Annotated in this window: 15 protein-coding genes and 1 pseudogene; 9 read left to right on the forward strand and 7 right to left on the reverse strand. The window is 42.1% G+C overall.

Annotation, left to right across the window (positions count from 1 at the left end; translation table 11 throughout):
* Window positions 1–475: pseudogene (locus tag NH462_RS15900) on the reverse strand (transposase); the annotation flags it as partial.
* 187 nt (window positions 476–662) lie between these two features.
* On the opposite strand from NH462_RS15900, the gene NH462_RS15905 reads away from it, so the two are divergent.
* Window positions 663–1,943 (forward strand): P-loop NTPase fold protein, encoded by a 1,281-nt coding sequence (locus tag NH462_RS15905; protein WP_253106584.1) that lies wholly within the window; start codon window positions 663–665, stop codon window positions 1,941–1,943.
* 114 nt (window positions 1,944–2,057) lie between these two features.
* Here the strand turns inward: NH462_RS15905 and NH462_RS15910 are convergent, their stop codons facing one another.
* Both NH462_RS15910 and bioA read right to left on the reverse strand, forming a co-directional pair.
* The gene (locus tag NH462_RS15910) at window positions 2,058–3,395 is read right to left on the reverse strand and encodes a lysine 2,3-aminomutase (protein WP_253106586.1); all 1,338 of its coding nucleotides are present in this window, start codon (window positions 3,393–3,395) and stop codon (window positions 2,058–2,060) included.
* Between the two features lie 188 nt (window positions 3,396–3,583).
* Window positions 3,584–4,873 (reverse strand): adenosylmethionine--8-amino-7-oxononanoate transaminase, encoded by a 1,290-nt coding sequence (gene bioA, locus NH462_RS15915; protein WP_253106589.1) that lies wholly within the window; start codon window positions 4,871–4,873, stop codon window positions 3,584–3,586.
* A gap of 148 nt (window positions 4,874–5,021) precedes the next feature.
* Here bioA and bioB point away from each other — a divergent pair, with 148 nt between their 5' ends.
* Genes bioB through bioD form a run of 4 tightly spaced genes read left to right on the forward strand, consistent with a single transcriptional unit; the run spans window position 5,022 to window position 8,679 of the window.
* On the forward strand, window positions 5,022–6,065 hold the full coding sequence (gene bioB, locus NH462_RS15920) for a biotin synthase BioB (RefSeq protein ID WP_010379433.1): 1,044 nt from the start codon (window positions 5,022–5,024) through the stop codon (window positions 6,063–6,065).
* Window positions 6,066–6,068: 3 nt separating this feature from the next.
* Window positions 6,069–7,211: an 8-amino-7-oxononanoate synthase gene (locus tag NH462_RS15925; RefSeq protein ID WP_253106590.1), complete on the forward strand. Its 1,143-nt coding sequence runs from the start codon at window positions 6,069–6,071 to the stop codon at window positions 7,209–7,211.
* Complete coding sequence (locus NH462_RS15930) at window positions 7,208–7,987, forward strand: methyltransferase domain-containing protein (RefSeq protein WP_253106591.1); 780 nt, start codon at window positions 7,208–7,210, stop codon at window positions 7,985–7,987. The genes NH462_RS15925 and NH462_RS15930 overlap by 4 nt, the downstream gene beginning before the upstream one ends.
* Window positions 7,984–8,679, forward strand: coding sequence for a dethiobiotin synthase (bioD, locus tag NH462_RS15935; RefSeq protein WP_253106592.1), 696 nt, complete (start codon window positions 7,984–7,986; stop codon window positions 8,677–8,679). The genes NH462_RS15930 and bioD overlap by 4 nt, the downstream gene beginning before the upstream one ends.
* 46 nt (window positions 8,680–8,725) lie before the next feature.
* Here bioD and NH462_RS15940 read toward each other — a convergent pair whose 3' ends face one another.
* Window positions 8,726–10,231, reverse strand: coding sequence for a hemolysin (locus NH462_RS15940; protein ID WP_253106594.1), 1,506 nt, complete (start codon window positions 10,229–10,231; stop codon window positions 8,726–8,728).
* 187 nt (window positions 10,232–10,418) lie between these two features.
* Complete coding sequence (locus NH462_RS15945) at window positions 10,419–10,622, reverse strand: hypothetical protein (protein ID WP_130164073.1); 204 nt, start codon at window positions 10,620–10,622, stop codon at window positions 10,419–10,421.
* A gap of 115 nt (window positions 10,623–10,737) precedes the next feature.
* Between NH462_RS15945 and NH462_RS15950 the strand changes: the two genes are divergently transcribed.
* Window positions 10,738–11,217: a GNAT family N-acetyltransferase gene (locus tag NH462_RS15950; protein ID WP_253106596.1), complete on the forward strand. Its 480-nt coding sequence runs from the start codon at window positions 10,738–10,740 to the stop codon at window positions 11,215–11,217.
* A 43-nt stretch (window positions 11,218–11,260) separates the two neighbouring features.
* Here the strand turns inward: NH462_RS15950 and htpX are convergent, their stop codons facing one another.
* Both htpX and NH462_RS15960 read right to left on the reverse strand, forming a co-directional pair.
* A complete protein-coding gene (htpX, locus tag NH462_RS15955; RefSeq protein ID WP_253106599.1) occupies window positions 11,261–12,121 on the reverse strand; it encodes a protease HtpX in 861 nt (286 codons plus the stop codon).
* Between the two features lie 147 nt (window positions 12,122–12,268).
* Window positions 12,269–12,793: a TetR/AcrR family transcriptional regulator gene (locus NH462_RS15960; RefSeq protein WP_253106601.1), complete on the reverse strand. Its 525-nt coding sequence runs from the start codon at window positions 12,791–12,793 to the stop codon at window positions 12,269–12,271.
* Between the two features lie 129 nt (window positions 12,794–12,922).
* Here NH462_RS15960 and NH462_RS15965 point away from each other — a divergent pair, with 129 nt between their 5' ends.
* From NH462_RS15965 to NH462_RS15975, 3 genes are all read left to right on the forward strand, one after another.
* Complete coding sequence (locus NH462_RS15965; protein WP_039495859.1) at window positions 12,923–13,129, forward strand: hypothetical protein; 207 nt, start codon at window positions 12,923–12,925, stop codon at window positions 13,127–13,129.
* Between the two features lie 132 nt (window positions 13,130–13,261).
* Window positions 13,262–13,744 (forward strand): 5-(carboxyamino)imidazole ribonucleotide mutase, encoded by a 483-nt coding sequence (gene purE, locus NH462_RS15970; RefSeq protein WP_010372883.1) that lies wholly within the window; start codon window positions 13,262–13,264, stop codon window positions 13,742–13,744.
* Window position 13,745: 1 nt separating this feature from the next.
* Window positions 13,746–14,894, forward strand: a complete 1,149-nt coding sequence (locus tag NH462_RS15975) for a 5-(carboxyamino)imidazole ribonucleotide synthase (protein ID WP_253106603.1) — start codon at window positions 13,746–13,748, stop codon at window positions 14,892–14,894.
* The last annotated feature ends 239 nt before the right edge of the window (window positions 14,895–15,133 follow it).

The raw sequence follows: 15,133 nt of genomic DNA on the forward strand, positions 1-15,133 counted from the left end.
CTGTACAATTATCTTCTTTATTTGCGCGGCGGGCGATGTCTTCGTTAAGTACCCGCATAAACCAACTAATATCTGCGAGCCTTTCTCTGTACTTATCAACTAGCTCATCGAGTATCAATTGCTCCGACTCGCTGAGAGGCTCTCTTTCAATAAATTTTTGGCTTATCCAATTACCTTTAAACAGCTTGTGCCACCGTATCACAACTGCTTTATCCGACAGGCGCCTAGCCTTTTTATCATCAACATATAAAACAATGTGGGTGTGATTACTCATCACGGCATAAGCACAAATATCAATACAAAACACGGAGCCCAACATCGAGAGCTTTTCCTCAACCCAATCCCGGCGGTGTTCGTATGATTTGCCTGTAAATTTATCTTCACCACAGAGAAAAGCACGCCTTACGCAACGGGAGATACAGTGGTAGTATTTGGTGTCGGTTAAACTGATTTGTCTTTTACGGGCAGTAGCCATAGTTTGGTTTCCTCAATCCATTGAGTGCAGAGCTAAAGCTTAGGTGGTATCTTAGGAAGGTGCAAATTAGAGGTGGGTGTCAGCGATTTGTATCATCAGCGATTTGTATCAGCGATTTGTAATTTGCTACCTCATCGATTTGCTACCTTAACAAGGCGTTATATTTTTAACCAAGATCGGGGAAGTGATGAAACTAGCGATTGAGCATCAATCTCAAAGAATAAATGATGAAAGCCAATATCTCTTCGAGCGAGGAGAGTTTGCACAAAACCTGACAAATATTTTCCTTAATACAAGCGAAGGTTTTGTATTAGCTATAGATGCCAGCTGGGGTGAGGGTAAAACATCATTTATCCATCAGCTCATTCGTGATCTAGAAAGTACGAGCAATTTGATTCCTATCTACTACGATGCTTTCGCAAATGATTTTTCTAGCGATACTTTCTTATCAATTGGGGCGACTATTGCTTTTGAAGTGGAGAAAAAGTTTGAGGCTAAAGGAAAAAGCCCCAAAGTACATAAGCAAATTGAACATTTAAAATCAGTGACTAAAAATACAGCCGTAGAGCTTGTAAAATTAGGAACGAACCTTGGTCTTAAAGCATTAACAGCAGGTGTTATTCAGAATTCAGACCTAGAAAAGCTAACAAACAAAGCTTTTCAATCAGCGACGTTCGGAACCTTGGAACTAGATTTAAACGAAAAATTTAAAGCTTACCAAAACGCAAAATCCAACATTGAATCATATGTTTCAGCTTTAGAAAGTGTCTGTGAAAACAACGAAAAAGTAGTGTTTTTCATCGATGAACTAGATCGTTGTAGACCTAATTTCGCAGTGGAAGTCTTGGAAAAGGTAAAACATCTTTTTCCTGCCAAAAATGTTATTTTTGTCGTTTCCTATAACAAAGCGCAGTTATCAAAAATAATATCTAGTGTTTACGGTGTCGATCCTGAGGATTCACTGAAGTACTTAGAGAAGTTTATTCATATTGAAGCTAAATTACCTTCAATTGATAGTACCTCTCGGTCTTATGAGATTTTGTTTGATAGTTTTATGTCTGAATTTGAGATTGCATTAGAATTCGACGAAAATAAGTCTTCTCGAGTAAAAGAAATGTTTGTTGAGTTGTGTCATACGAATCGTTTAACTATGAACAGCCGTGAAATCGAGCGAGCATTTAGCTATATCAGCTTTTGTTCCGCAGCTTTACCAGAAAGTAAGAGGGTGGAGCTATTTGAGTATTTCTTGCCTGCTGCGATGTTCAAGGTAAAGAGCAATAAACTCTTTAATCATGTATCAAATGGTAAGTTCAATTCTCACGGTGAAAATAAATGGATGTATGATTTTTTTAAGGACTACTATGGTCACTCATTGGAAAATCAGGCATCAAATGTCTTTTTTGTTCAAGGATTTAAAGATGCTTGTGAAATCGTCTCCATGTTTAAGCTTCCGGCAGATGATGGGTAAAAATATAACAAACGATTTCAGAGTGATTAAGCTCTAGCAATCAAATCTGATAGATACAGTTTAAATGCGCCAAATAAAAGCCAGCAATTTGCTGGCTTTTTGATATTTTCACATTTACATGGCGTCGTACTCGTCCTGCCAGAAGAATTTTTCTTCCCCAAATGCTGGCTTTAAGTCATCCAGCCAGTGGGCATTTTCGTCGAACTTGGCAAAGAACGGACGCTGTACCCAGTCTGGATTTCGTGCTTGAATAAAGCGCAGCACAAATACTTTTTCACCCGCGACTTCGGTTACGCCAGACACTTCAACTTTTCCAGGACCCGCACTCATTGATGGTCCTCTAACTGTACGACTCACACCGGAGACTTGCTTATAAGCTTCACGGAAAGTTTCCCACGTTTTATGTAACGGGATTTCAAAGTAACGCTTAGCGCCGGTATCTCGCTCGATAAACATGTAGTAGGGGATCATGCCAAGCTGTGTTTGCTCTTTCCACATGTCAGCCCACATATCAGCGTCTACGTTTATATTATTTAAAAGCGGTGCTTGTGTTCTGATCTGTGCACCAGTTTTGCGGATAAGTTTAATCGCTTCACGTGTGACTTCAGTACGCAGTTCTTGTTTGTGATTAACGTGCGCCATAATTGATACATGCTTTCCGGCATCAACCAACTCTTTTAATAAGGTTAACAACTCTTGCGCGTCCGGATCGGTGACGTATCTAAACGGCCAAAAAGTGAGAGATTTAGTTCCTATCCTGATGGTACGGATATGGTCAAACCTTGGTTCTTTTAGTGCCTCAAGGTATTTACGCAATTTAACGGTGCGCATTACCATAGGATCGCCACCAGTCATCAATAGATCGGTCACTTCAGTGTGTTCGGCTAGGTAATTGTGGAGTAGCTCGGCGTCGTTATTGTTAAATCGGGTAGCTTTGCCAACAAACTGCGCCCAGCGGAAGCAGAAAGTGCAATACGAGTGGCAGTATTGTCCTTGAGACGGGAAAAACAACACTGTTTCTTTATATTTGTGCTGGATGCCGTCTACGCGTTCACCTTCATACTCAGGAACATTTTTTTCCATTTGACCCGCGGGGTGCGGGTTTAACTTTAGACGAATTTTGGTGGCAAGGTTAAACACTTCTTCTGGTGTATGTTCGCGACTTAACAAGTTGGCCATTTGCTCGTATGACTCGTCATCTAGCATGCCACGCTGTGGGAAAGTTAATTGAAAAACGGGGTCGTTGGGCACTTTATCCCAATCGATGAGCTCTTCAATCACAAAGTTATTAACGCGAAAAGGGAATACATTGGCGACGACTTTCATTTGAAAGCGAAGGTGTTCAGGCAGTTTATCCAGTTGCTCTATCTTATCGATTTGGCGGTGTTGGTAAACTGTAAAACGAGGGGGCTGGTAAGCTTCAGCTGGCTGCAATTTGACGGTTTGCTGCATATCTAATTTGTCTCTTCTCTCACTTGCTAATAATAAAAACGACCATGGTAACATGCCATTGATATCATTTCAGGTACAAAGCGAGGAAAGTTCGAAATAGCGCAATTTTGTTGATTATGCGCCATCGTTTTAGGTTACATTGTCGGAATTAGGTCAAAAAACAGACCTAATTCCAAATTTAATGCATTTTAGAAGTGTTCGCCTTCAATGGCAGCGTAAATCGCGTCAATGAGTGATTCAATATCTTCATTTGAGGTGATATAAGGCGGCATAATATAAATTAGCTTGCCAAAAGGTCTAATCCATACACCTTGTTGAATGAAGAATTTTTGGATTTTTGCAACATCAACAACCCTTTCTACTTCCACCACGCCAATCGCACCAAGGACTCTAACATCTGTGACTGCACTTAGATCAAGACAGCGCTTGAGTGCGTTAAGCGAGCTCGCGACTCGTTCAATATTGGTCATTGTTTCTTGGCGCTTTAAGATTGTGAGACTAGCTACAGCGGCGGCACATGCCAGCGGATTTCCCATAAAAGTTGGTCCGTGCATTAACACTTTCGCTTCGCCTTGGCTAATACCCAAAGCCACTTCTTCTGTTGCTAAAGTGGCCGCGAGCGTCATATTTCCGCCAGTAAGTGCTTTACCAACACACATAATGTTCGGTGCGATATCTGCATGTTCACAGGCAAACATTTTACCTGTACGGCCAAATCCAGTCGCAATTTCATCTAAAATCAGTAGCACCTCATACTTATCGCATAGCGCTCGAAGCGCCTTGAGATATTCTGGGTGGTAGAAGTTCATGCCGCCCGCATTTTGTACTATCGGTTCGATGATAAATGCCGCGACCTTTTCATGATGAGCAGCAAATGCGGTTTCTAACGCGCTAAGTTCATCTTGACTTTGGCTGCCGTAAAACTCACTTCTAGGGGCATCGACAAACACCTGCTCAGGTAAAAAGCCTTGGTACATGGCATGCATCGAATTCACAGGATCGCAAACGCTCATCGCCGCGAATGTATCTCCGTGATAACCTTTTTTGGCTGTCATTATTTGCGTTTTATTCTTTTTGCCTTTACTCAACCAATATTGGATCGCCATTTTGATTGCAACCTCAACACTGACCGAGCCACCGTCGGCTAGGAATACTCGATTAAGTGGAGCTGGGGTTAGCTCCACGAGTAGTTTGCATAACTCCACGGCAGGCTGATGAGTTAGTCCTCCGAACATGACATGGCTCATCGTGTCCGCTTGATTTTTTATCGCAGCGATTATTTCTGGATTACCATAACCATGCACAGCACTCCACCAGGATGCCATACCGTCAATGAGAGTTTCGCCAGTTTCAAGCTCAATTTTGTTCTCGAATGTTCTTGCGGCTGGATAGACGGGCAGAGGGTCAATCATTGATGTATAGGGGTGCCATATATGCTTGCGATCAAATTCAATATCGATTGTTTGTTTATTGCTCATTTGTAAACCTTGTGGGCGCATGTAACGTTGACAATACTAAGCTAAGAAGTAGACTAAGCCAATCACCGTCAGTTTGACTGCGCTAAATTTAATCACTAGAAAATACTCGTGTTGTAAATTTAGGCAAGAATAAAAAGAGAATGAAAATATGGAATTAGGCGCGCTAAGACACGATTGGACACATGAAGAAGTAAAAACACTGTTCACCATGCCTTTTAACGACTTACTTTTTTATGCAGCAAGTATTCACCGCAAAAACTTCAATCCCAATGAAGTTCAAATCTCCACTTTGCTGTCTATCAAAACGGGTGCCTGTCCTGAAGATTGCAAATACTGCCCACAGTCAGGTCATTACAAAACGGATCTTGAACGTGAGCGTTTGATGGAAGTGGAAAAGGTTGTAACTCAAGCTAAGTTGGCGAAAGAAAAGGGCGCGACGCGTTTTTGTATGGGTGCCGCTTGGTCTGATCCAAAAGACAGAGATATGCCTTACATCGCCAAAATGGTGAAAGAAGTTAAAGAGCTAGGCCTAGAAACCTGTATGACTTTGGGTAAGCTGGATAATCAAAAAGCGCACACGCTAAGAGAAGCTGGCCTTGATTATTACAACCATAATTTGGACACCTCGCCTGAATACTACGAACAAATTATCACGACAAGAACTTACCAAGACAGACTCGATACCCTTGATCACGTCAGAGATGCAGGAATGAAAGTGTGTTCTGGTGGTATTGTGGGAATGGGAGAGCAGGCATCTGATCGTTATGGCTTGCTGATCCAATTAGCAAACCTGCCAAAACAACCAGAAAGTGTACCGATTAACATGCTTGTTAAAGTTAAAGGCACGCCACTTGAAAATGTTGATGACCTCGATCACTTTGAATTTATCCGTACTATCGCGGTTGCGCGTATCATGATGCCACACAGTTACGTGCGTTTATCTGCAGGTAGAACGGCAATGAATGAACAGATGCAGTCTATGTGTTTCTTCGCTGGCGCTAACTCAATTTTCTATGGTGATAAGCTATTAACCACGGAAAACCCAGAAGCAGACGCCGATATGAATCTCATCAGAAAACTTGGGATGAACCCTGAAAAACGTGAAGATTATTCGGATGAGGCCTATGAGGCATCGTTAAGCTCTGCAATTGCAGACAAAGCGACATCAGAGCTATTTTACGAAGCCAACTAATCAATGTCGTTTGAGTATATTCAATCTGCCTTAGCAGCTCGTCACGCTGAAGGGTTGCTAAGAAAACGCATTGTGGTTGAAAAGGCCTCTGCAAGTAGAATAAAAATTGCTGATCAGCAATATATTAACTTTGCCAGCAATGACTACCTGGGACTTGCAGACTCGTTGGAGTTTAACACGCTCGCATGCACTGAAGCCGGAAGCAGAAGTTCGGCGCTTGTTACGGGTTATCTTGATATTCACCGTCAGCTAGAAGATAAGCTTTGCAGCGTTTTGGGTTATGATGCAGCACTGTTATTTCCAAGCGGTTTTGCTGCAAATACCAGTGTGTTAAAAACATTGTTCACGCCTCAAGAAAAGCAATTAAGCGCTGCGGTATTTCAAGATAAGCTCAACCACGCCAGCCTGTTAGACGGTGGTTTAGCGGGCAGCGCTAAGTTTGTTCGCTTTAATCATAATGATTTGACGCACTTAAGGTCTCGATTAGAAAAAACCAAAGCCGACAGTAAACTCATCGTGACTGAAGGGGTGTTTTCTATGGATGGAGACAAAGCGCCAGTATCTGAAATCAGTGTGCTGGCTAAGTCTCATTCTGCGTGGCTCATGGTCGACGACGCTCATGCGTTTGGCGTTGTGGGAGCGCAAGGACTTGGTACGATTGAAAGCGGCATTAAACCTGAAATTTTGGTGATCACCTTTGGCAAAGCGATGGGCTGTCAAGGAGCTGCGGTATTAGCGAGTCATGATGTAATAAATTACATGACGCAATTTAATCGTGAGTTTATCTATACAACGGCGTTGTCGCCTATTATGGCAAGCGTTGCATTATGCCAACTGAATAAATTGCTTGCTGCATCTGAAGCGAGACACAAATTACAAGTAAACATCGACTATTTTAAGTCGTTAGTTGCACAAACCTGCTTATCTCCCATTCCAAGTGATACGGCCATACAGCCTCTTGTGTATGGTAGCAGTGAAAATGTATTAGCGGCGCAACATAAACTTAAGGAAAAGGGACTTTGGGTTGGGGCTATTAGGCCACCAACGGTGCCGCAAAATACTGCACGATTGCGAATAACAATAACGGCACAGCACAGTCACGAAGATCTAGATAAATTAGTTTCGGCCTTAGTGGAGGGAGCATGAGCAGAGCACAAAAGACGCAAACAGCAAAGTGCTTTTCAAAAGCCGCGCAATCATACTCTCAACACGCTAACGTGCAAAAACAGGCCGCAGATGTACTCTTTTCACGTTTAACACAGCAAAATAGCGAGCTAGGTGCTGTGCGTATGTTTCCTCGGTTGCTCGATTTAGGATGCGGGCCACATGAAAACTTTCATAGATTAAACGCCTTCACGAATCATTATGTTGGAGCGGATCTTAGCTTGGCGATGTTGGCAAGCGCTGAAAATACGACAAATAGTGTTTGCTGTGATATGGATAAACTCGCTATTCAGTCAAATTGTATCGACTTAGTCTTTAGTAATTTTGCAATTCAGTGGTCTAATTCCCCACAAGCGTTGTTTGCGCAATTGTATGAAGTACTAAAAAAAGAAGGACGAGTGTTGCTAAGCTCAGTGCTAGACGGCTCGTTAAACGAAATCGATAGCGCATGGCGAGCCATCGATCAGTGTGGCCATATCAATTCATTTTATTCGCTGTCTGCACTTAAATCCTTTGCGCTACAGGCCGGATTTGCTGTGACGTGGGCGGATGAAGCGTTATTGATTGATAGTTATGACACGCCATTAAAGGCGTTGCGCTCGGTAAAAAATATCGGTGCCAACGATGTAAAAACCGCTTCTCGTCGACAAGGTTTGTTAGGAAAATCAGCCTACGCTCAGCTGCTGAGCAGTTACCCTGAGAGTGAAACTGGTTTTGATGTAAGTTATCAAGTCGGATTTTTGGAGTTAAGGAAATGAATCAAGCATATTTTGTAACTGGGACCGACACTGAAGTAGGTAAAACTTATATTTCTACTCTATTACTGAAACTGTTAGCCAAGCACGGCAAAAAGGCTTTTGGCTTTAAGCCGATTGCGGCAGATGCTGAAGAGGCATTTGGTGAACTAGTGAACGTTGATGCTATCAGTTTAATGGAAGCTGCGACGGTGCACGGGACTTACGAGCAAGTTAACCCATTTTGTTTTGCACCACCAATTGCGCCGCATATTGCAGCCAAACAGGTGAATGTTGACATTACAGTCGATAAGCTACACGAGCGCTTTAGTGAAATTCAGCAACTGGGCGCTGAGTATATATTATGTGAAGGTGCAGGTGGCTGGGCACTGCCCATTAACGATAATGAATATCTGTATGATTGGGTCGCCAGAGAACAACTTCCCGTTATTTTAGTGGTTGGCATGAAGCTAGGCTGTTTGAATCATGCGTTTTTAACGGCAGAGTCTATCAAGCAAAAAGGGTTGAATTTGGTGGGGTGGATAGCAAATCAGATTGACCCTGAGATGTCTGTATTTGAAGAAAACCTTGAAAGTTTAAAGCTTCGCCTAGACTGTCCGCTGCTTGCAACAGCGCCTTACAGTGAGGGCACACCAAAGCTACAGCTTCGCTCAGCGTTACTAGAGTTGTTTGAGCTTAAATCAGGCACCAGTTAGAACTAAATAAAGCGGCTTCTAAAAGTAGTAAGCCGCGTTGAGTCTGTTAGTTACAACCTTTTTGAATCGTTTGCGTTGTCACACTGACCTCAAAGTCATTGTAATCATTATCGTTTTGATCTTCCCAACGTTGGTTGGTACCTGAGACTTGGTACTTGGTTGATAGTGTATTGCTGTTACCATCAATAGCGAGCACATAGGTAAAGGATTGTCCTTGAAGGATGTCATAGCTGCCGGCACTTCCGTATTCATCAAGCAATTTAATATACTGGCCATTTACTTTAATACCCCAGTCATTATTGAATAATGAGTCTTCTCTGACGAACGCGTAATTGATCCGCATGTAATTGTCAGGCACACATGCAGTTTCATTGTCGAGTATGTTTCCCGATAGGGTTTCACTGCCTGAGGTATTGCTCACGCCTGTTACGCTCAAAGAGAGTTCCCGATCGCCAGTGTACTCAGCATCGTCTATTGTTGCTATTTGAATGGTAGCAGTTGTGCTGCCCGCAGGTATTACCAATGAAGTAGATGGTGCTACGTAGTCATTTGATTGCGTTGTCACATCATTGACCGCTACTGAAAAGCTGACGTCCTGCTCGAAGGCCTTACTTAAGGTAATTTGATAGCTAAGGGTACTTCCTTCATAAACCGTGTTTTCAATACTCGTTAACGTAAAAGACGGTGGCGAAGGAGGGGTTGGTGTGCCGCCGCAACCAGAAACGGTATAGCATGTACTGCTACCATTTGGGTTATATGCGAGGTCATTTACTCGTATTGGTAATGTATTGATATAACAGGTGCTTCCTGTATCAGGGTTTAGCTTATAAATCGCGCTTTTGTTGGTGTGTCCGGCGTCATTAATGATAACGCGACTGATAATAAGCTCTCCGTTACTATTAAGGCTTGCCCCTGTAACGGCAGTTAAGTCGTGATCAGATAATTTAGTCACAGAAAAGTCATTGGTATTAACTTGGTAAACGGCTGCACTAGTGACTAGGATTAAGCGACCATTATAAAACTCAAGATCGCCGCGGTATTTTCCCGCCAATGAGGGGAGATCCGAGAGCTTAGTTGCGTCGCCTGTGTTTTTATCTATGCTGTAAATAGAATCGTAACTCGTTCCAATGAGTCTATCGTTTGTGCTGTCATATGCCAATCCCACCAAATAAGCCGTTCTACCGACAATGGTATGAGAGGTTCCATCAAAGTATGCTAGTTGAATATAGCGATGTTTTTTACCTTCAATGGGAATATCTGCGTCAGCTGGTAAGTTTAGATGACTGGTATCAACTTTATAGTCGATTGGCCTTGGTGCGGATGCATAGTACCAACGTGCACTGCTAGTATCATAGGCGAGTGCAGCCGAACTAAAAGCGGCTAAACTATTGGCGCTGGCTTGTCCTGCACCTTCATCTAGGCCAAACAAAATACCAATATCGCCGCGGCCAGCGTTAATACCAAAAACCTGACCTGGGCAACTATCTGCATAGGTGTATGTGGAAAGTAATGTTGAGATTAAACCAAGTGTTGTGAGTGATGCTTTTAACATAGCAGGAACCCTAAAAAGTTTACGTCCTGTAACTTAAAACAACACAAAGCAATGTCTTCGCAATTAAGTCCAACTCAATGCGATGACTTAATCCTTTAAGGCGGGCGCTTCCATTATTGACTTTGCAATCTAGCGCTATAATTGATCATAATTTACACTTTTACAACAGTAAAATAATTAAAAAGTATTAATTATTTGATTCTTGCCTATTTTTAAAGTTTGGTAATAATGACTCAACGATTTCTTTTGCTGAGATGGTATAGCGTACGCCAGAGAACATCACTGATGCGTTTTCATCGATCCCTGTAATGCCCGTTAACGTCCAGCCTTCACCTCTTTGTGGGCAGTAAACCTTTGTCGTTGGGGGGATAACGGTGAACTCTTGACTCATATTCATTCTCCAAAAATGCTAAATTATAAAGCAATGCAAGCGATCATAATATTGAAAGGTGTATTTGCTGCAATAAGTGCTACCATTGCGGCAGAAACATAGACCTGAGCATTTTATGGAATTTGAAACACCAAGGCTAGTCATCAGGCCTATAAGGCACAAAGATAATCCGCAGTTATTGGCGCTACTTAATTTACCGCAGGTAAAAGTGTATAACGATTACGGTGATAACCTCACTGAAGTAGACCTTAAATGCATGATCCAAATGGATATTGAGCGTCAATATGAAGGTAGAGGTGGACGCTTTTGTCTTGTGTGTAAAAACACTAAAGCGGTGATTGGTTGTATTGGTTTCTATCACGAAGACGGTGATATTGAGGGCCTACATATTGGCTATGAATTACTGCCTGATTATTGGGGTAAAGGCGTGATGTTTGAAGCTTTACGTTGTCTATTTGCAAACAAAAGCCAGATTGAATTTAGGCTCAATGTGATTCTGGCGCATGTATCGGCTGCTAATCACCGTTCATTAAACCTACTCAAGCGTTTAGGGTTTAGCGCTGTTGGAAATAATCTGTATAAAATTGAACTATAAAAAAGGGCAACTAATCGTTGCCCTAGTATGAATGTGAAAAGAGTTACGAAAGTGCTCGAATTCTTTCATCAAGTGGCGGGTGAGACGCAAAGAAGTCTGCAATAGACTTACCTGAAGCAATACCAAAAGCCATCATTGAGCCTTCTAATTGCGATTCATGGTTGTGCTTCAAACGCTCTAGTGCTGAACGCATTTTTTGCGCACCGACTAAATCCGCTGCACCTTTATCAGCTGCGAATTCTCGTTTACGGCTAAAGTAAGCGACAACAACAGAAGCCAAAATACCAAAGAGGATCTGGAATATCATATCAAAGATAAAATATGTCCAGCTTCCACCTGACTCTTCTTCATCGCTATTCAAGAAGTTGTCAACAATACCCGCCAATACTTTAGCGAAGAATATAACAAAGGTATTTACAACACCTTGGATCAAGGTAAGTGTAACCATGTCGCCATTTGCAACGTGCGACACTTCGTGCGCAAGAACTGCCTCTGCTTGATCCTGACTCATGTTGTGGAGTAGGCCAGTACTTACAGCAACTAAGCTGTTATTTTTACTCGGCCCGGTTGCAAACGCATTCATTTCAGGGCTGTCGTAAATCGCAACTTCTGGCATTGCAATTCCTGCCTTTTTAGCTTGCTCTGCGACAGTAGAAACTAACCAATGTTCAGTTTCGTTTCGTGGTTGCTCAATAACATGGGCTCCTGTAGATTTTTTTGCAATCCACTTAGACATGTAAAGAGAGATAAAAGAACCACCGAATCCAAATACGGCAGCAATAATCATAATGCCTGTATAGCTTCGGCTAGAAATACCAAATACAGACATTAAGATAGATAACACAATTCCTAACACAAGCATCACTGCTAAGTTAGTGATAAGGAATAAGATGACGCGTTTCATTTTGACCTCGTTAGACAAAAATAAGGAACTAAGTAACTTTTCCCAAGCACTTGCTTATTACACTAGTCCTAGATGCTTTATATGGTCAGAAGTTCAAAAGCACAAGTAAATTCGTATGAATATTCAATGAAGAACACATCATACAGATTATTGGCTAATAAGTTTCAGCTTCTGAGATAGGGAATGCAGCATCTGATCAACAGAGCTATGCTCATTGCTTAACCCTTCTAATAAGGTCATAAAGTAGCAATCCATCATAACGGTTGCTTTCAACTCATTGTATTCCTGCTCACTGAATAACAAGTGTTTGAACAAATTGAGTTGTCCAGTAAAGAATTCGCTATGCCAAATAATCCCACAAAGCAGCTCCTTACTGAAATCTCTATTGCTAAGATAAAAAGCAAATAAATACTTTGCATAGTGGCGTAACTTTAAGCTGGCACTATGTTGCTCATCTGATGTTTTCGCTTCATTAATTAGTTCATCTATTTGGTTATGCATTGCGACTTTGAGCATGTCGAGCTTAGTGGGGAAGTGAGAGAAAACCGTTCCCGTTGCCACGTTTGCTGCTTGGGCAATTTGCCGAGTAGTAGTGTTTTCAAAACCATTGTCTTGAAAAAGTTGCCAACTAGCACTGAGAATTTTATTGTACGTAATTTCTCTTTTTTTCATATGGTTACCTTTTTATTTGCGAAAAGAGTGTAGCACAATTCCAGATTATTTAAGAGATAAAGTTTGCAAAAAATGAGCGCGCTCACTATCATGATTGAGCGTGCTCATTAAATTTCAATAGGAGTTGTTATGCAATATTTGAGCTTATTCATCGGATACATTCTGTTCATCCCTTTTATCTTTTTTTACAGCTATATTCTTGGTCCAGCTTTAAAAATGGTGCTGATCCCAGGTGGTCTGGCGGTGTTATGTTTAATTATGGGTCCTAAAACGTTTTTCTCTCACTTTAAGCGTGCGAAAGCATTAAGTATTGAAGAATTGGTGGTGTCTAAATAACTCAGGACGCCATCGCGTGATAATTGCAATAAGTTGATTCTTCGCATTAAAGACGAACTCAGGTATAATGCCCGCAGCTAAGGTGTGAAGGACCTTAGCCCTGTATCGTTCAAAATTAGTCGAGGAATTATTATGACCGTTGGCATCATTATGGGCTCAAAATCAGATTGGCCTACAATGCAACATGCAGCTGAAATGTTAGATAAATTTGGTATTGATTATGAAACTAAAGTGGTTTCAGCTCACCGTACTCCACAGCTTTTAGCGGATTATGCTTCGACAGCAGCAGAACGTGGGATCAAAGTTATCATTGCCGGTGCTGGCGGTGCTGCACACCTACCAGGTATGGCGGCAGCATTTACAAGTCTGCCTGTACTTGGCGTTCCAGTAAAATCAAAAACGCTAAATGGCGTGGACTCATTGCTATCAATTTGCCAAATGCCTAAAGGTGTTGCGGTAGGTACGTTAGCGATTGGCGACGCTGGTGCTGCAAACGCAGGTTTGCTAGCAGCTCAAATTTTAGGTTGTCAGCAGCCAGAAATTTTTGCAAAAGTAGAAGCGTTCAGAAAAGAACAAACAGAAACTGTACTAGCTAATCCAGATCCTGCGAAATAACATGAATATTCTTGTTTTAGGGGCGGGACAATTAGCCCGTATGATGAGCTTATCGTCAACTCATCTTGATATAAAAGTGTTGGCTTATGATGTTGGCAGTCAAACGGTAATAAACCCCGTTACCTTTGCAACAACACCAGAGTCATTACAGCAGGCCATTGACAATGCTGATGCCATCACTGCCGAATTTGAACATATTCCACATGATGTTTTAGCGCTTTGCGAACAAAGCGGTAAGTTCTACCCTGGCGCAGAAGCAATCGCCACCGGTGGTGACCGCGCGAAAGAAAAAGCGCTACTAGATAAAACATCTGTTCCTTGTGCTCCTTTCAAAATCATTACGGATAAAGCGCATTTTCTCACAGCGATTGATGAATTAGGCATGCCGTTGGTCGTTAAAACCTGTCAGGCAGGCTATGATGGGAAAGGGCAATGGCGAGTAAAATCAGAGTCTGAAATAGATAGTACTTGGGACGAAATGTCCGAGTTTTTGCAAGCAGGCACTGAAGCACAGCCTCACTCTATCGTTGCTGAAAAAATGATACCGTTTGACCGTGAAGTGTCGATTATTGGTGTGCGCGCTAAAAATGGTGAATGTAAAATTTATCCGTTGACTGAAAACCAGCATACCAATGGTGTACTGACCCTATCAATTGCCGGGAAAGAGAAAGGCAATATTCAAGCGCAAGCGGAAGACGCATTTGCGAAACTTGCGAATGCACTCGATTATGTTGGTGTACTTGCTATTGAGTTTTTCGATGTTGAAGGTCAATTATTAGTTAATGAAATAGCACCTAGGGTACATAACTCAGGACATTGGTCTCAACAAGGTGCCCATGTAAGCCAGTTTGAAAACCATATTCGTGCCGTTGCCGGTTTACCGATTGGTGATACAAACCTGCTTCGCCCAACCGCGATGATAAATGTGTTAGGGCAAAGTCACATTCCATCGCAAGTTCTTGCTGTCTCAGGGACAACCAGTCACTGGTATGGCAAAGATGCGAAACCGGGCAGAAAAATGGGGCATATTAACGTGTCAGCTGACTCACTGCATAAGTTAGGTGAAGCACTGGCAGAGCTTGCTGACATCTTGCCTGAAGCAGACTACCCAGGGGTCATGGAAACCGCTCAGCAATTAATTTTGAATTAGTACTACTGTTTCTAGCTAAAAAGGTCCATTGTTAACTAAAAACCTAAGCTTCTGATAACTATTGAGTTAACTCATTCCTAGTAACAGAGCTCAGGGAAGATATAAAAAATTTAATTTTTTTACTGTTATTTTTGGAACTCTTTTCTGATAGTGCGGTCTACTATTGTGAGGCGCGGATAGGCCTCATTTCATACTCGTTGTCCATCAACGACTATGTGAGCGCAGAGAGTATTTGGCCA

This window comes from Pseudoalteromonas sp. OANN1, from assembly GCF_024124685.1.
Taxonomy (GTDB): Bacteria; Pseudomonadota; Gammaproteobacteria; order Enterobacterales; family Alteromonadaceae; genus Pseudoalteromonas; species Pseudoalteromonas piscicida.